16 protein-coding genes are annotated in these 17,227 nt (G+C 59.4%); 10 read left to right on the top strand and 6 right to left on the bottom strand.

Features of this window, described 5'->3' with window-relative positions; all coding sequences use genetic code 11:
• Positions 1-26: 26 nt before the first annotated feature.
• Positions 27-758, top strand: coding sequence for a MerR family transcriptional regulator (locus tag ABLU67_RS01870; RefSeq protein WP_014228475.1), 732 nt, complete (start codon positions 27-29; stop codon positions 756-758).
• Between the two features lie 94 nt (positions 759-852).
• Here the strand turns inward: ABLU67_RS01870 and ABLU67_RS01865 are convergent, their stop codons facing one another.
• The 3 genes from ABLU67_RS01865 to ABLU67_RS01855 all read right to left on the bottom strand — a co-directional run bounded on the left by ABLU67_RS01865 (position 853) and on the right by ABLU67_RS01855 (position 3,381).
• Entirely contained in the window at positions 853-1,407 is a 555-nt protein-coding gene (locus ABLU67_RS01865) for a LuxR C-terminal-related transcriptional regulator (RefSeq protein WP_004849021.1), read from the bottom strand.
• 58 nt (positions 1,408-1,465) lie between these two features.
• Entirely contained in the window at positions 1,466-1,684 is a 219-nt protein-coding gene (locus ABLU67_RS01860; protein WP_025108122.1) for a hypothetical protein, read from the bottom strand.
• Between the two features lie 413 nt (positions 1,685-2,097).
• A complete protein-coding gene (locus ABLU67_RS01855; RefSeq protein WP_348852128.1) occupies positions 2,098-3,381 on the bottom strand; it encodes a putative acyl-CoA thioester hydrolase in 1,284 nt (427 codons plus the stop codon).
• Positions 3,382-3,557: 176 nt separating this feature from the next.
• On the opposite strand from ABLU67_RS01855, the gene hutI reads away from it, so the two are divergent.
• The 5 genes from hutI to ABLU67_RS01830 all read left to right on the top strand — a co-directional run bounded on the left by hutI (position 3,558) and on the right by ABLU67_RS01830 (position 10,542).
• Positions 3,558-4,829: an imidazolonepropionase gene (gene hutI / locus ABLU67_RS01850; RefSeq protein ID WP_320407854.1), complete on the top strand. Its 1,272-nt coding sequence runs from the start codon at positions 3,558-3,560 to the stop codon at positions 4,827-4,829.
• 140 nt (positions 4,830-4,969) lie between these two features.
• The gene (locus ABLU67_RS01845; RefSeq protein WP_025108120.1) at positions 4,970-5,695 is read left to right on the top strand and encodes a histidine utilization repressor; all 726 of its coding nucleotides are present in this window, start codon (positions 4,970-4,972) and stop codon (positions 5,693-5,695) included.
• Positions 5,696-5,838: 143 nt separating this feature from the next.
• Positions 5,839-7,527 carry a urocanate hydratase gene (gene hutU / locus ABLU67_RS01840; RefSeq protein ID WP_102803319.1) on the top strand — a complete coding sequence of 563 codons (1,689 nt, stop codon included), beginning with the start codon at positions 5,839-5,841 and terminating at the stop codon, positions 7,525-7,527.
• Complete coding sequence (hutH, locus tag ABLU67_RS01835) at positions 7,524-9,047, top strand: histidine ammonia-lyase (protein ID WP_025108118.1); 1,524 nt, start codon at positions 7,524-7,526, stop codon at positions 9,045-9,047. Before hutU ends, hutH begins: the two co-directional genes overlap by 4 nt.
• A gap of 112 nt (positions 9,048-9,159) precedes the next feature.
• Positions 9,160-10,542, top strand: coding sequence for an amino acid permease (locus ABLU67_RS01830; protein WP_004849033.1), 1,383 nt, complete (start codon positions 9,160-9,162; stop codon positions 10,540-10,542).
• A gap of 99 nt (positions 10,543-10,641) precedes the next feature.
• On the opposite strand, the gene ABLU67_RS01825 is transcribed toward ABLU67_RS01830, so the two are convergent.
• Together ABLU67_RS01825 and bioA are read right to left on the bottom strand one after the other, a co-directional pair.
• Positions 10,642-11,118 (bottom strand): kinase inhibitor, encoded by a 477-nt coding sequence (locus ABLU67_RS01825; protein WP_009653774.1) that lies wholly within the window; start codon positions 11,116-11,118, stop codon positions 10,642-10,644.
• A gap of 69 nt (positions 11,119-11,187) precedes the next feature.
• Positions 11,188-12,477 carry an adenosylmethionine--8-amino-7-oxononanoate transaminase gene (gene bioA, locus ABLU67_RS01820; protein ID WP_046876466.1) on the bottom strand — a complete coding sequence of 430 codons (1,290 nt, stop codon included), beginning with the start codon at positions 12,475-12,477 and terminating at the stop codon, positions 11,188-11,190.
• A gap of 85 nt (positions 12,478-12,562) precedes the next feature.
• Between bioA and bioB the strand changes: the two genes are divergently transcribed.
• From bioB to bioD, 4 genes are read left to right on the top strand one after another with little or no spacing between them, the layout of a single operon-like run.
• Positions 12,563-13,603 (top strand): biotin synthase BioB, encoded by a 1,041-nt coding sequence (gene bioB, locus ABLU67_RS01815; protein WP_014228484.1) that lies wholly within the window; start codon positions 12,563-12,565, stop codon positions 13,601-13,603.
• A complete protein-coding gene (bioF, locus tag ABLU67_RS01810) occupies positions 13,600-14,757 on the top strand; it encodes an 8-amino-7-oxononanoate synthase (RefSeq protein WP_025108115.1) in 1,158 nt (385 codons plus the stop codon). The genes bioB and bioF overlap by 4 nt, the downstream gene beginning before the upstream one ends.
• Positions 14,741-15,496 carry a malonyl-ACP O-methyltransferase BioC gene (bioC, locus tag ABLU67_RS01805; protein WP_032694530.1) on the top strand — a complete coding sequence of 252 codons (756 nt, stop codon included), beginning with the start codon at positions 14,741-14,743 and terminating at the stop codon, positions 15,494-15,496. The genes bioF and bioC overlap by 17 nt, the downstream gene beginning before the upstream one ends.
• On the top strand, positions 15,489-16,211 hold the full coding sequence (gene bioD, locus ABLU67_RS01800; RefSeq protein ID WP_048261159.1) for a dethiobiotin synthase: 723 nt from the start codon (positions 15,489-15,491) through the stop codon (positions 16,209-16,211). Before bioC ends, bioD begins: the two co-directional genes overlap by 8 nt.
• Here the strand turns inward: bioD and ABLU67_RS01795 are convergent.
• Positions 16,153-16,875, bottom strand: coding sequence for an ATP-binding cassette domain-containing protein (locus ABLU67_RS01795; protein WP_014228488.1), 723 nt, complete (start codon positions 16,873-16,875; stop codon positions 16,153-16,155). The genes bioD and ABLU67_RS01795 overlap by 59 nt on opposite strands.
• Between the last annotated feature and the right edge of the window lie 352 nt (positions 16,876-17,227).

The following is a 17,227-nucleotide window of genomic DNA, read 5'->3' as shown; positions in this document are numbered from 1 at the left end:
AAGTATTATCAGGTTAGAGGGCGCTAATGGCATATTACAGCATCGGTGAAGTTGCCGAACGTTGCGGAATCAACCCCGTGACTTTGCGTGCATGGCAGCGAAGATATGGTTTGCTAAAGCCGCAGAGAAGCGAGGGAGGACACCGCCAGTTTGACGAGGAGGACGTTCAGCGCATTGAGGAAATCAAACGCTGGATCGATCGCGGGGTCTCCGTGGGCAAGGTTAAGGCGCTTCTGGAAGGCCATCAGCCTGAAACGCAAGACGCTGCCGTCCTGCTCCAGGAAGAGATGATGACGCTTCTGCGAGGTGTCCAGCCCTCAAAATTACGCACCCGCATCATGTCCCTCAGCCATGAATATCCCGTAGATAAACTGATTGACCGGCTCTTTGTCCCCGTCCGCAGTAAGCTCAATCTCGATCCGAACACCTCCATGGCGATTATCAGTATGCTGGACGGTATCCTGATTGATTGCGTAGCGTCCATTCTTGCGGAATCGCGCAAAAAGGTGGGGAAAGAGACGCTGTTGGTGGGGTGGGGTAATGAAGACCGTACCCGTCTGTGGCTGGAAGCGTGGCGTTTATCGCAGCGCGCCTGGCACGTCAACGTGCTGGCGGAGCCGCTGGATTCTCCTCGCCCGGAACTGTTTCCTGGTCAGCACATTTTTGTCTGGACCGGCCGCGCGCTGACCCCCTTGCAGGCAGAATTACTTAGCCACTGGCAAAGCCAGGGCTTCACCATTGAGTTTCACGGAGAGTAAGCGTCTTAGAGGGTTAGCAGCGGAACATTTTTAGAGATGTTATTCCGCCGCTTGTCTTCCTGAAGCATGGCAACATGCGCTGGCAGGTAAATTATCAGAAATTGAGCTGGGTCCAGGCTTTAAACGTTTCGCTGCGGCTAATATTAAAAAAATCTGTCCGACCCGAGCAGCCGAGCTTTTTGATTAAGGTCAGGCGAATTTGATAAATTGTTTTAATATGTAAATTCAGCGACTTCCCTATATTTGCCATCGCTTCACCATCGTTCATCAGGCGAATCACTTCTTTTTCGCGATTGGTAAAAACGATACTTTCAGATTCCCGGTCAGGCTTCTTACCGAACAAGGTGGGGCGGAGAATAAACGATTTTATCTCAGCGGGCGTTGAGCGCGCCGGGATTCTGTACATTGGTATTTCGCTCAGGAAGTTCAAATCATTACCGTCGGTGAGCAGGACAAAACGAACTCTTTTGCGATCGTAATGATGATTAAGCACCGCATAATAGTTATCGCTGGTGAAAAAGACATATTTTCCATGAAAACAGCCTGGTGATAATGAATCGAGTACAAGCTGTAATCCTTGACGAAGAAGGTTATTGTTAATCCAAAGATCGTAATGATTAAAAAAGTGACCTTGCTTGTCGTTATTCATTTGTCCTCCGAGGTAGAAGTGTTAATAATGGCTTAATTTAACAAATCACATATCATGCTTAGTGATGGTTTTTACCACGTAGCACATGCAGCGTTTGCATATATAAATCGGCGAGTATTTCATTTTTCTCGAGATTCAGGCGCCGCTGAACCTCAACGATTAAACGCTCATGGCTAACGGCTTCGCTCTCCGTTTGGGTCTGCACCATGTGTTCGATATTTTTCAGCAAAGCAGAGTTAGAAATAAACTCTGCAGGAATAGTATTTTTAATCTGCATGGTATATCTCGGGTTATGTTAGACAATAAATCAACAAACAAAGATGCGGGATAAAAATCATCTTTGCTCTACGGTTCTTCACCATCTCAAAGGAAATGGTGTGCATTTTTTTAAATCATAAGAATGCTGTAATGCAGAATTTAAAACTTACGTAATAACTATAGTCACGATCTTCAGGATGTACAATTTTTCCGAATTAATTTTGTACATTTAGTTGGTTTTTTTAACATTGTCTCGTAAGATGTTGTTTTATATGGTTATTTATTGTAAAGATAATGTGAAAAAGTTGTACAGAACGGCGTCTGTACAGGGATAACCTACAGGATGAGGGGATAGCGGTGAAGAAGCGGGAAGGGCACAGCGGGAAGAGAAAGAGACAAAGGGGGAATAGCTTCCCCCTTTTGGCGTAAGCGTTACTGCTTCGGTTCAGCGACGACAAAGCTTCCCACGCCGCGGTTGTTGTATTCCCACATGCGGTTGAAGTTAGCGTCATTCAGGTTACGCTGCGGGTTGCCTTTGGCATCCGCAGTACCGGTGTTGCCGCTAAACGGACGGTTTGAACCGACGGCATCAGCCCACGGTTTGGCAATATTAAAGCCTTCATTAATGACGCTATCGCGAATAACGACCTGGCCATTGGTGTTGCCGTCAACGTCCAGAGAGCGGCCCAGCTGCGCGACGTTATCGCCGGAAGCGGTAAAGCGGCTGTTAATCGCCAGGAAGCCGTAGGTCACGCTCTTCAGGGTCGCTGGCGCAAAGACGTAGCCCTCTTTCTGGGTGCGCGAGTTGACCACGCGGAAGTCGGTATTGTCGAACACGACTGCCCCACGACCGGAAACGATATCGACGTCGCCTTCAATATAGCTGTTGCTGACCAGGGTTCGGGTCTGACGGTTATCCTGCAGGCGGTTTTGTACGCCGCTGTTGGTCACGAAAAAGGTGTTCTGGCGACCGAGGATATTCACCTTGTTAATCTGTACCCGATCGCCATCGCTACGCAGCGCCACGGCCTGATGGGTGCCCGCGTCTACGCTGTCGCCGAGGTTGTTGGCGATAGTCAGGTTCTGTAGCTGGAGATCGTTATTCTGCGACCAGAATACCGCTGAGCACATCACGCCAACGGTGGCGGCACGTCTGCTCTGGCAGCTGTCGTACATATACCAGGCCGGTTTGCCCGGCATATATTTGCCGCCCGGATTAACCTGGTGACGCCAGGAGACCGGATCCATTTCTGAATCAATCGCTGCGCTGATTTTTACATCAATCGGCTTCTCACCGGTGCCGTACAGGGTCAGCGCGCCAGGCGCCGCCGGAACGTATACGGTGCCCGCATATTCACCCGGCATGATGGCGATAAACTGACGACGATTGGAGTGGCGGGTAATCGCTGCATCCAGCGCGGCCTGAATCGTGGTGTGGGTTACCCCCTGGGTACCCGCAGGACCCACAACAAAATCCGGCTGCGCCGGGAGGCTGATGGCGGACGGGCTCCACGCAGCGGCGTTAGGATCGAGAGACTGGAAATAGCTCGCCGGTAAGAAGTTTTTCGCCTCATCGGCGGTTAAAACTGGACGAGAGGCCGTGCCCGGCGCTGTTTGCGTTGAGGGCTGTTGATCGGCAGGCGTCGAACTACAGGCGGACAACGTCACGCCAAAGGCCAGCGCCAGCGCCAGGCGGGAAACGGAATATGTGTTCATGTTGCTCCGGGCAAGAATAAATTAAGGGTATAGGTCCTTTAAAGCCTGCTGTTTTATACCAACTTAAGCGAAACGGGAAGACGTAGCGCAAAAAAGTTGTTTCTTTACATAATAAGAGCCGGAAACGAGCCGCTTTTGATCACAAATAAATAACATTTGCCGGGGGCTGAGTTGACATTTCTCGCGGAATCAAAATAAATGTCTATACAACCCATGACAAGTTGACCGCTATGACACACACACCTTCCGAACGCGTAATCTGGCGAAACGTCCGCCTGGCCACGCTCGATCCGCGTTTCTCTCAGCCGTATGGACTCGTGGAGCATCATGCGCTGCTGGTGCGCGATGGACGCATTGAAGCTATTGTGCCCGAAAGCGAGGCGCCCGCAGGGCAGAGTATTGACCTCGGCGGCAGGCTGCTCACGCCGGGGCTGATTGATTGCCACACGCACCTGGTCTTCGGCGGCAGCCGGGCGCAGGAGTGGGAGCAGCGCCTCAACGGCGTCTCCTACCAGAACATTAGCGCCAACGGCGGCGGCATTAACGCGACCGTGCGCGCCACCCGGGAAAGCAGCGAGACGGAGCTGCTGGCGCTGGCCCGGCAGCGGCTGGCTCGTCTGCTGCGCGAAGGGGTCACCACCCTGGAGATCAAGTCCGGCTACGGACTGGATCTCGCAAACGAACGTAAAATGCTGCGGGTTGTACAACAGCTTGCCGCAACGCATACCGTTGAGATTTCCCCCACGCTACTCTCCGCCCACGCCACGCCACCGGAATATAAAGGCGACCCGGACGGCTATATCAATCTGGTATGCGAAATCATTCTGCCCACGCTGTGGGAAGAGGGGCTATTTGAAAGCGTCGATGCCTTCTGCGAAAACGTCGGCTTTACCCCCGCGCAGACTGAACGGGTTTACAGTACGGCCCAGGCATTAGGTATCCCGGTAAAAGGTCACGTTGAGCAGCTCTCTTCGCTGGGCGGCGCCGAATTAGTGAGCCGCTATAAAGGCCTGTCCGCCGACCATATTGAATACCTGACCCCAGAGGGCGTGGCGGCGATGAGCCGCAGCGGCACCGTGGCGGTGCTCCTGCCCGGCGCGTTCTATTTCCTTAACGAAACCCGCAGGCCGCCGGTTGAACTGCTGCGCGAATATCAGGTTCCGATGGCGGTGGCGACGGACTACAACCCCGGCACCAGCCCCTTCGCCAGCCTGCATCTGGCGATGAATATGGCCTGCGTGAAATTTGGCTTAACGCCGGAGGAGGCGTGGGCAGGCGTAACCCGTCATGCGGCGCAGGCGCTGGGCCGCCAGGCGAGCCACGGCCGGCTGGCGCCGGGCTTCGTTGCTGATTTTGCTATCTGGGAAGCGGAGCATCCGGTTGAGATGGTTTACGAGCCGGGGCGCAGCCCGCTCTGGCAGCGCGTGGTGCGAGGAGAAATCGCATGAAGCTATGACAACCGACGGCCGCCGGGATTTGTCAGGGGCGCGACCACAGCGCGGAGGCGCGGCAAATCGCCCATTGGTGGCAGTAGCGATTCAGTATATTCTGGACGTTTCGCCGCCCATTCGCACAAGGAAGCCCGGCCATGTTCTCATCGCAACCTCGTTCCGCGCCTGCGCCTTTCTATGAAAAGGTGAAACAGGCTATTAGCGAAAAGATCCACAGCGGCGTCTGGCGTCCGCACGATCGCATTCCTTCGGAGGCGGAGCTGGTGGCGCAGTTTGGCTTTAGCCGGATGACCATCAATCGGGCGCTGCGCGAGCTGACCGATGAAGGCCGGCTGGTGCGATTACAGGGGGTGGGGACGTTTGTCGCGGAGCCGAAAGGGCAGTCGGCGCTGTTTGAAGTGCGCAGCATCGCGGAGGAAATTACCTCTCGTCATCATCAGCACCGCTGCGAGGTGGTGCTGCTGGAGGAAACGCAGGCGGATCTGATTCAGGCCGCGGCGCTCAACGTGGCCGCCGGTACGCGGATTTTCCATTCGCTGATGGTGCATTTTGAAAATGAGGTCCCGGTACAGATTGAGGACCGCTGCGTCAACGCCTCCGTGGTGCCGGACTATCTGCGTCAGGACTATACCGCGACCACGCCCCACGACTATCTGTCGCTGATCGCCCCTCTGACCGAAGGGGAGCACATTGTTGAGGCGGTGCAGGCAACGGCGGAGGAGTGCGCGCTGCTGCATATTCACGCGCACGACCCGTGTCTGCTGATCCGCCGCCGCACCTGGTCCACCACCCATATCGTTTCCCACGCGCGCCTGATTTTCCCCGGCAGCCGCTACCGTCTGCAGGGCCATTTTGGTTCCTGATCTTCCTGCGCGTCGGCAAAACGTGATTGCTGACGCAATATAACAAAAATGTATCTTTTGTGTTAAATCCTGGCTTGCGTATGCTTGTATAGACAAGTATATGTATCTACGTACACAACGTTAATTGTCAGGAGAAACCCCCGATGTCGCAAAGCAAATACCGCCAGCAGGACGTACGTGCACCGCGTGGCACAACGTTAAATGCGAAGAGCTGGCTGACCGAAGCTCCGCTGCGTATGCTCATGAATAACCTCGACCCGGATGTCGCCGAAAACCCGCATGAGCTGGTGGTGTATGGCGGCATCGGACGCGCGGCGCGCAACTGGGAATGCTATGACGCTATCGTGAAGGCGCTGAAAAACCTGGAGAGCGACGAAACGCTGCTGGTGCAGTCCGGTAAGCCGGTGGGTGTATTCAAAACCCATGAAAACTCGCCGCGGGTGCTGATCGCCAACTCCAACCTGGTGCCGCACTGGGCAACCTGGGAACACTTTAACGAGCTGGATGCCAAAGGGCTGGCGATGTACGGCCAGATGACCGCCGGCAGCTGGATCTACATTGGCAGCCAGGGCATCGTGCAGGGCACCTATGAAACCTTCGTTGAGGCAGGCCGCCAGCACTACCAGGGCAGCCTGAAGGGGCGCTGGGTGTTGACCGCCGGTCTGGGCGGCATGGGCGGCGCGCAGCCGCTGGCCGCGACCTTAGCGGGCGCCTGCTCGTTGAATATCGAATGCCAGCAGAGCCGCATCGATTTCCGCCTGCGTACCCGCTACGTTGATGAACAGGCGACGTCGCTGGATGACGCGCTGGCGCGCATCAAAAAATACACCGCCGAGGGCCGGGCAATCTCTATCGCACTGTGCGGCAACGCGGCAGAGATCGTGCCGGAAATGGTCAAACGCGGCGTGCGCCCGGATATGGTGACCGATCAGACCAGCGCCCACGACCCGCTGCACGGCTATCTGCCGAAAGGCTGGAGCTGGGAAGAGTACCAGGCTAAGGCCGAGTCGGACCCGCAGGGCACTATCCTGGCGGCGAAACGCGCAATGGCCGACCACGTGCAGGCGATGCTGGCATTCCACGAAATGGGCGTGCCGACGTTTGACTACGGCAACAACATTCGCCAGATGGCCCAGGAGATGGGCGTTGGCAACGCGTTTGCTTTCCCAGGCTTCGTTCCCGCCTATATCCGCCCGCTATTCTGCCGCGGCATCGGCCCGTTCCGCTGGGTTGCCCTGTCCGGCGACCCGCAGGACATCTATAAAACCGACGCGAAAGTGAAAGAGATCGTTAAAGACGATAAGCACCTGCATCACTGGCTGGATATGGCCCGCGAGCGTATCAGTTTCCAGGGGCTACCGGCGCGTATCTGCTGGGTAGGCCTCGAATGGCGGCAGAAGCTGGGGCTGGCGTTTAACGAAATGGTCCGCAGCGGCGAAGTCTCCGCGCCGATCGTCATTGGCCGCGACCATCTTGACTCCGGCTCCGTCGCCAGCCCGAACCGCGAGACGGAAGCGATGCGCGATGGTTCCGACGCCGTCTCCGACTGGCCGCTGCTCAACGCCTTACTGAATACCGCCAGCGGGGCGACCTGGGTGTCGCTGCACCACGGCGGCGGCGTCGGGATGGGCTTTTCGCAGCACTCCGGCATGGTTATCGTCTGCGACGGTACCGATGAAGCGGCGGCGCGCATTGCCCGCGTCCTGCACAACGACCCGGCGACCGGCGTGATGCGTCATGCCGACGCGGGCTACGATATCGCGATTGAGTGCGCGACAGAACAAGGTTTGAATCTTCCGATGGTGGCAGCAACGCAGGAGCACGCTAAATGAACGCTTTAACACTGATTCCGGGTCAACTCAGCCTGTCGCAGCTGCGCGACGTCTACAGCCAGCCGCTGAACATTACGCTAGACGAAAGCGCGTTCGCGGCGATTGATGACAGCGTTGCCTGCGTCAACGCGATTCTGGCGGAAGGCCGCACCGCCTACGGTATCAACACCGGTTTTGGCCTGCTGGCGCAGACGCGCATCTCAACCGAAGATCTGGAAAACCTTCAGCGATCGCTGGTGCTGTCGCACGCGGCGGGGATTGGCGAACCGCTGGATGATGACCTCGCGCGTCTGATTATGGTGCTGAAAATTAACAGCCTGTCGCGCGGCTTTTCCGGCATTCGCCTGAGCGTGATTCAGGCGCTGATTGGCCTGGTCAACGCGGGCGTGACGCCGTGGATCCCGGCGAAGGGATCGGTCGGCGCCTCCGGCGACCTCGCGCCGCTGGCGCATATGTCTTTGACCCTACTTGGCGAAGGGAAAGCGCGCGTGCGCGGCGGGGAGTGGCTGCCGGCGACGGAAGCGCTGCGTCAGGCGGGGCTTGAGCCGATTACTCTGGCGGCGAAAGAGGGGCTGGCGCTGCTCAACGGCACGCAGGCGTCGACGGCGTTTGCCCTGCGCGGCCTGTTCGAAGCCGAAGACCTGTTCGCTTCCGCGGTAGTTTGCGGGTCGTTAACCACCGAAGCGGCGCTCGGTTCGCGTCGTCCGTTTGATCCGCGCATTCACGAAGCGCGCGGTCAGCGCGGGCAGATTGACGCCGCGGCGCTCTATCGCCATCTGCTGACCGACGACAGCGCGATTTCCCAGTCGCACCATAACTGCACCAAGGTGCAGGACCCGTACTCTCTGCGCTGCCAGCCGCAGGTGATGGGTGCCTGCCTGACCCAGCTTCGCCAGGCGGCGGAAGTGCTGCTGGTTGAAGCCAACGCGGTATCCGATAACCCGCTGGTGTTCGCCAGCGAGAACGACGTGATTTCCGGCGGTAACTTCCACGCCGAACCGGTGGCGATGGCGGCGGATAATATCGCGCTGGCGATTGCCGAAATCGGATCGCTGTCGGAGCGCCGTATCGCGCTGATGATGGACAGCCATATGTCGCAGCTGCCCCCTTTCCTGGTCAAAAACGGCGGCGTTAACTCCGGCTTTATGATTGCCCAGGTGACGGCGGCGGCGCTGGCCAGCGAGAACAAAGCGCTGTCGCACCCGCACAGCGTGGACAGTCTGCCAACCTCCGCTAACCAGGAAGACCACGTCTCGATGGCCCCGGCCGCCGGCCGCCGCCTGTGGGCGATGGCGGAAAATACCCGCGGCGTACTGGCCGTTGAGTGGCTGGCCGCCGTGCAGGGTCTGGATATGCGCGAAGGCCTGAGCAGCAGCCCGCTGCTGGAAGAGGCGCGCCACCTGCTGCGCGAACGGGTGACCCATTACACCGAGGACCGCTTCTTCGCCCCGGACATCGAAAACGCCATTGCGCTCCTGGCGGCGCGTCATCTGACGCGGCTGCTGCCTGCCGTGCTCTGAGACCAACGCTAAACCATCGCTGTTCTCTGTACCTGCGCCGGGAGGATCTCTTCCTCCCGGCCACCCTACACGCATATTTGTCGTCGTATAAAAACTATCAGGACACTTGCATATGCAACAACAAAACAAGCCACACCTGCTGCGCGGGCTGAATGCCCGGCACATTCGTTTTATCGCCCTCGGCTCCGCCATCGGTACCGGGCTGTTCTACGGCTCGGCATCGGCGATCAAGGCCGCGGGCCCGGCGGTACTGCTGGCCTATCTGATCGGCGGCGCGGCGGTGTTTATCGTGATGCGGGCGCTGGGGGAAATGGCGGTACGCAACCCCGTTTCCGGCTCCTTCAGCAGCTACGCGCGCCAGTATCTTGGCCCGCTGGCGGGTTTTATTACCGGGTGGACCTACACCTTTGAGATGGTGATCGTCGCCCTCGCGGACGTTACCGCGTTCGGCATCTATATGGGGCTGTGGTATCCCGATGTTCCCCGCTGGATCTGGGTGTTGAGCATTATCTTTTTTATCGGCGCCATGAACCTGTGCAGCGTGCGTGTTTTCGGCGAGATGGAGTTCTGGCTGTCGCTGATCAAAGTGGTGGCGATTATTGCCATGATTGTGGCGGGCGGCAGCATCATTTTCTTTGGATTCGGTAACGCCTTCCCGGCAACCGGGCTGGAGAATTTGTGGAGCCACGGCGGCTTTGCCCCTAACGGCTGGGAGGGGATTATAGCCTCGCTCGGTATCGTGATGTTTGCCTTTGGCGGCGTCGAGATTATCGGCGTGACCGCGGCGGAAGCGAAGAATCCGCAGAAGGTGATCCCGCAGGCGATCAATACTATCCCGCTGCGAATCGTGCTGTTCTATGTCTGCACCCTGGCGATTCTGATGGCGATTTTCCCGTGGAACAGCTTCGGCGAGCGGGGCAGTCCGTTCGTGCTGATTTTTGATGGTCTGGGGATTCCGGCGGCGGCCACCATCCTGAATATCATCGTGATCAGCGCCAGTATTTCGGCGATTAACAGCGATATTTTTGGCGCGGGGCGCATGATGTACGGCATGGCGAAAGAGGGGCTGGCGCCGAAGAGCTTCCAGCGCATCGCCAGCAACGGGGTACCGTGGATGACGGTGGTGGTGATGGGCGTAGCGCTGCTGGCGGCGGTGGTGCTGAACTACCTGATGCCGGAGCAGGTGTTTGTGCTGATTGCCTCGCTGGCGGCCTTCGCGACGGTGTGGGTCTGGCTGATGATCCTGCTGGCTCACTTTGCGATGCGTCGCGGCCTGTCCGCTGAAGAGCGAGGCAATATCGCGTTTCCGGTGCCGTTCTGGCCGGTGGCGCCGCTGCTGACGCTGCTGTTTATGGGACTGGTCATCGCGGTGCTGGGGATGGTGGAGGAGACGCGGATTGCGCTTATCGCCGGTCTGGTATGGCTCGGGCTGCTGACGGCGGTGTGGTTTGCGCGGGTGCGCAAAAACGCCGTGCAGGCGGTGACGGAGTCGTGATTGTTTTGGTTTACCCGGGTTGCGGCTGACGCCTTACCCGGGCTACCCAATCGCACTCACCTGTAGCCCGGATAAGGCGTTTACGCCGCCATCCGGGGCTTAGCTAAACAGGGCGGTAATCGACGCGCTGCCGAGGCTGTGGAAATGGACGTTAAAGCCGACCATCGCGCCGCTCGCGCCCTCATCGACCGCAATTTTTTCGACGTCCAGCGCGTGGACGGTAAAGATATAGCGATGGGTCTCGCCTTTTGGCGGCGCCGCGCCGCCGTATCCGGCCTGGCCAAAATCGGTACGGGTCTGAATCGCCTCTTCGGGCAGTTCCGCCTGTCCGGAGCCGGCTCCCTGCGGTAATACGCGGGTATCGGCCGGAAGATTGGCCACCAGCCAGTGCCACCAGCCGGAGCCGGTGGGCGCATCGGGATCGAAGCAGGTCACCACAAAGCTTTTGGTTCCGGCCGGCACATCGTCCCACGCCAGATGCGGCGAGATATTATCGCCATCGTAGCCCATGCCGTTAAAGACATGACGATTGGGCAGCTTCTCACCATCCTGTAAATCATGACTGATTAATTTCATCGTCTCTCCTCGTAGTCATCCGCTGATTAGCCAGAAAGTGTAGCGCGAGAGAGGCGCCATTACCGTCGCTTATTCGCTAAAAAATGTTTCTTCCTGAACCGCGGCGTTTACCGCCCGCGTCAGGCGGCTCAGCTGATCCGGCGTAATGATGTACGGCGGCATCAGGTAAATCAGGCGACCGAACGGGCGGATCCACACGCCTTGTTCGACGAAAAAGCGCTGCAGGGCGGCCATATTCACCGGCCGATGCGTCTCGATCACGCCAATCGCTCCCAGCACCCGCACATCGGTAACCTGCGCGGATTCGCGCGCCGGCGCCAGCTCGGCGCTGAGCTGCGCTTCAATGGCTGCCACCTGCTGCTGCCATTCGCCGCTTTCCAGCAGGCGCAGACTCTCGGTCGCCGCCGCGCAGGCCAGCGGGTTGCCCATAAAGGTCGGGCCGTGCATAAAGCAGCCGGCTTCCCCGTCGCTGATAGTTTCTGCCACCTGACGGGTGGTGAGGGTGGCGGAGAGGGTCATGGTGCCGCCGGTCAGCGCTTTGCCGAGGCACAGAATATCCGCCGCAATCCCTGCGTGCTCGCAGGCGAACAGCTTACCGGTTCGACCAAAGCCGGTGGCGATCTCATCGGCGATCAGCAGGATGCCCTCGCGATCGCACATCCTGCGGATCCGCCTGAGCCACTCGGGGTGGTACATCCGCATTCCGCCCGCGCCCTGAACAATCGGCTCGAGGATCACCGCGGCGATTTCATGGCGGTGGGCGGCCATCAGACGGGCGAACGGTACCATATCCCGCTCATCCCAGTCGCCGTCGAAGCGGCTCTGCGGCGCCGGGGCGAAGAGGTTATCCGGCAGATAGCCCTGCCACAGACTGTGCATTGAGTTCGTCGGATCGCAGACCGACATCGCGCCGAAGGTATCGCCGTGATAGCCGTTGCGGAAGGTGAGAAAGCGCTGGCGCGGGTCGCCTTTCGCCTGCCAGTACTGCAGCGCCATTTTCATCGCCACTTCGACGGCGACGGAGCCGGAATCGGCGAGGAACACGCATTCGAGGCTTTCCGGGGTCATCGCCACCAGCTGGCGGCACAGGGCGACCGCGGAAGGGTGGGTAATTCCACCGAACATGACGTGCGACATCTGGTCAATCTGCGCTTTCATCGCCGCGTTCAGGCGCGGGTGATTATAGCCATGAATGGCCGCCCACCAGGACGACATGCCGTCAACCAGCTGCCCGCCGTCGGCGAGGGTTAGCTCACAGCCGTGGGCGGCCACGACCGGATAGACCGGCAGCGGCGAAGTCATTGAAGTGTAAGGGTGCCAGATGTGGCGCCGATCGAAAGCGAGATCGTCCGTTGTCATAATCGACTTGTAAACCATTTTGAAAACATTTAGGTTTACGAGTATAAACCGAACCAACAATTAACAAAACCCTTTGGAGAGGCTAATGGCTCACCACCCCCGCTGGACAATGTCGCAAGTTACTGAGTTATTTAATAAACCCTTTCTGGATCTGCTGTTTGAAGCGCAACAGATCCATCGTCAGCACTTCGACCCGCGCCAGGTTCAGGTCAGCACGCTGCTGTCGATTAAGACCGGCGCCTGCCCGGAAGACTGCAAATACTGCCCGCAAAGCGCGCGCTATAAAACCGGTCTGGAATCCGAACGCCTGATGGAGGTTGAACAGGTGCTTGAGTCGGCACGACAGGCGAAACAAGCCGGTTCAACCCGCTTCTGTATGGGGGCGGCGTGGAAGAATCCGAACGATCGCGATATGCCGTATCTTGAGCAGATGGTGAAAGGGGTGAAAGCGCTGGGGCTGGAAGCGTGCATGACCCTTGGCACGCTCAACGATAGCCAGGCCCAGCGTCTGGCCGGCGCCGGTCTGGATTACTACAACCACAACCTCGATACCTCGCCGGAATTCTACGGCAATATCATCACCACCCGCACCTACCAGGAGCGCCTCGATACCCTCGATAAAGTGCGCGATGCCGGAATTAAAGTGTGCTCCGGCGGTATAGTCGGGCTGGGGGAAACGGTCAAAGACCGCGCCGGGCTGCTGCTACAGCTGGCCAATCTGCCGACGCCGCCGGAAAGCGTGCCGATCAACATGCTGGTGAAGGTCAAAGGCACGCCGCTGGCGGATAACGACGACGTGGACGCCTTTGATTTTATTCGTACTATCGCCATTGCGCGCATCATGATGCCGACCTCGCACGTGCGCCTCTCCGCCGGTCGTGAACAGATGAACGAACAGACCCAGGCAATGTGCTTTATGGCCGGGGCGAACTCGATTTTCTACGGCTGCAAGCTGCTGACCACGCCAAACCCGGAAGAGGACAAAGACCTGCAGCTGTTCCGCAAGCTGGGGATTAATCCGCAGCAGACCGAGGTACTGGAAGGCGATAACGCCCAGCAGCAGCGGCTGGAGCAGGCGTTGATGAACCCGGATACCGAGGAATATTACAACGCGGCGGCGCTATGAGCTGGCAGCACCGCATCGAGCTGGCGCTGGCGGAACGGCAGGCGGCGGATGCCTTGCGTAGTCGCCTGCCGGTGACGCTGGGCGCAGGACGCTGGCTCAGCCGCGAAGGGCGGCGCTGGCTCAATTTTTCCAGCAACGATTATCTTGGCCTCAGCCAGCATCCGGCTATCGTCAAGGCCTGGCAGCAGGGCGCGGATCGCTATGGCGTCGGCAGCGGCGGCTCCGGCCACGTCAGCGGCTATAGCGAGGCGCACCGCGCGCTGGAGGAGCAGCTGGCCGACTGGCTGGGCTATCCGCGCGCGCTGCTGTTTATTTCCGGCTTTGCCGCGAATCAGGCGGTGATTGCCGCGCTGGCGGGCAAAGAGGATCGGATTGTCGCCGACCGTCTCAGCCACGCTTCGCTGCTGGAAGCCGCCAGCCTAAGCCCGGCGCAGCTGCGGCGTTTTCAGCACAACGACAGCCGCCATCTTGACGATTTGCTGGCGAAACCGCTATCCGGCCAGCAGCTGGTGGTGACCGAAGGCATTTTTAGCATGGACGGCGATAGCGCGCCGCTGGCTGAGGTTTCTCAGGCGGCGCGGGCGGCCGGCGCGCTTCTGCTGGTTGACGACGCGCACGGTATCGGCGCGCTCGGCGAAGAGGGGCGCGGCAGCTGCTACGCGCAGCAGGTACGCCCGGATCTGCTTATCGTCACCTTCGGTAAAGCGTTTGGCGTCAGCGGCGCGGCGGTGCTGTGCAGCGAGGCGCTGGCGGATTATCTGCTGCAGTTTGCCCGCCATCTGATTTACAGCACCGCCATGCCGCCGGCGCAGGCGGTGGCGCTGAGCGCCGCGCTGGCCGTGATTCGCAGCGACGAGGGTCAACAGCGGCGGGAAACGCTGGCCGGCCATATCGCCGACTTTCGCCGGGGAATGTCCCACTATCCCGGGGAGCTCACTGATTCCGGCAGCGCGATCCAACCGCTGATCGTCGGCGACAATGCCCGCGCGCTGCGGCTGGCGGCGCGTCTGCGTGAGGAAGGCTGCTGGGCGACGGCCATTCGCCCGCCGACGGTTCCCGTCGGCAGCGCGCGGCTGCGCCTGACGCTGACCGCCGCGCACGAGTCTGCCGATATCGCCCGCCTGCTGGAGGTGCTGCATGACGGCGGTGAATAAGCGCGCCGTCGCGGCGGCGTTTGGCCGCGCGGCGGGACATTACGCTCAGCACGACGAATTACAGCGCCTTAGCGCCTCGCTGCTGCTGGAACAGCTCGATATCAAGACCTTTCCTGAGGTGCTGGACGCGGGCTGCGGCCCCGGCAGCATAAGCCGCTTCTGGCGCGATGCAGGGAGCCGGGTGACGGCGCTGGATCTTTCCGTCGACATGCTGGCGGAGGCCCGCCGCGGAAACTGCGCGCACCGCTACGTCGAGGGCGACATCGAAGCGCTGCCGCTGGCGGACGGCTGCGTTGATCTGGCGTGGAGCAACCTTGCGGTTCAGTGGTGCGACAATCTCGCGACCGCCATTGATGAGCTGTCCCGGGTAGTGCGGCCCGGCGGCCGCGTGGCGTTTAGTACGCTGCTGTCAGGTTCGTTACCTGAGCTCAATCAGGCCTGGCGAGCCATCGATGAGCGGCCGCACGCCAACCGTTTTCTCAGCGAGCAGGCGGTGCGTCAGGCGCTGGCCGAACGCCGCGCCAGCGGCCACGTCCACGCCATCACGCTGCCGTTTCCCGACGCGCTCAGCGCGATGCGCTCGCTTAAAGGCATTGGCGCGACCCATCTGCACCACGGACGCAGCCCTGCGCCGCTCAGCCGCGGCAAGCTGCGGCAGCTCCAGCTCGCCTGGCCGCAGCAGCAGGGCCAGTGCCCGCTGACGTATCATCTTTTTACAGGAGTTATCGAACGTGACTAAACGTTTCTTCGTTACCGGCACCGACACCGAGGTGGGGAAAACCGTCGCCAGCTGCGCGCTGCTGCAGGCGGCCAATCGCGAGGGATTTAAGAGCGCGGGCTACAAACCGGTGGCTTCCGGCAGCGACTATACGGCCCAGGGATTACGTAATGAGGATGCGCTGGCTTTACAGCGCAATAGCCGCGTGGCGCTGCGCTACGAGCAGGTCAATCCGTTCACCTTTGCTGAACCGACGTCACCGCATATTATCAGCGCTGATGAAGGGAGACCGATTGACGCCGCCGCGATTTCTGCTGGCCTGCGCGAGCTGGAAGCGCTGTCCGACTGGCTACTGGTGGAAGGGGCGGGGGGCTGGTTTACGCCGCTGTCAGAAACGCTGACCTTTGCCGATTGGGTAGAGGAAGAGCGGCTGCCGGTGATTTTAGTGGTCGGCGTTAAGCTGGGGTGCATCAACCATGCCATGCTGACCGCTCAGGCGGTGCTACAGGCCGGACTGCCGCTGGCGGGCTGGATAGCCAACGATATCCAGCCGCCCGCCAGGCGCCATCCTGAATATCTGGCAACGCTGAAACGCGTGCTGCCCGCGCCGTTTCTTGGCGAGATCCCGTGGCTGGCGGAGGCGGCTCAGCGCGAGGATCTCGGTCAGTATCTCGACCTCAGCGCGCTGGATCGGGCGTCATCCACTTCGCCAGCAGCGGGGCATCCAGCTGGATAACGTCTCCCTGGGCTACGCTGCGTCCACAGTGCAGCAGACAGAAACGATCCGCCACCCGACGAATAAACGGCAGGTGCTGTTCGGCGATCAGCACCGTCAGGCCAATATCGCGGTTCAGGCGCATCAGTAAATCCCCGAGCTTGTGCAGGAAGCGCTGGCCGCCGCCGCGCGAAGGTTCGTCGAGGATCAGCAGGCGCGGACGGGTTATCAGCGCCCTGGCCAGCGCCAGCTGATACTGATCGTCGGCGCTCAGGGTAATCCCTTTACTTTGGCGCAGAGCGTACAGCTCGGGGAACAGATCGTAAATCTCTCCGGCGACCGCTGACGCCGGTTCGCCGCCCGCCGCAAGGGCAATGTGCAAATTTTCCTCCACGCTCAGCTGCGAAAAAATCCGTTTATCCTGCGGTACATAGCCAATGCCGATGGCGCTGCGCGACTGCGCGGAGAGCGGCATCAGGTCATAGGGCGCCGATCCTCCGTCCTGCCAGGTGATAGTGCCGCTGGCCACCGGCAGATGACCGGTAATACAGTTGACGAGCGTGGTTTTCCCCATTCCCTGGCGCCCCATGACGCAAGTGCATTTACCGGGTTTGAGCTCAAGGTCAACATTCCACAGCGTGTGCTGGCTTCCGTAATAGTGGTTCACGGCGCGTAGACTCAACATAGACGTTTTCTCCTTTCCTGGGATAGCAGGCGACGAGAAGATTCTGCAAATCTCTTGCCAGGAAAAAGAACTCTCGGTATTTGCTGGTCAATACAGGTGCGACCGGGCACAAGCGGACCGACCTTGCACTTTCCCGGTGCCCGCGCGCTGAAATGTGGTGCAAAAAATAACAAAAAATCTAGCCACTCTTCGCCAATAAACAGCAAAAAAAATTCAATTAATTTTTTTCGCGGCGGGTTTGGCCGGGGCGACGGGTTTTGTTCGGGTGGCTCGGGTCATGGGCTGCAGACAGTTATCCACTATTCCTGTGGATAACCTTGTGTATTAGAGTTAGAAAACTTGCGGTAAGCTA

It is taken from the genome of Klebsiella sp. GN_Kp190, assembly GCF_040061795.1.
GTDB classification, from domain to species: domain Bacteria; phylum Pseudomonadota; class Gammaproteobacteria; order Enterobacterales; family Enterobacteriaceae; genus Klebsiella; species Klebsiella michiganensis.
This window is presented reverse-complemented; position numbering and strand designations above follow the sequence as displayed.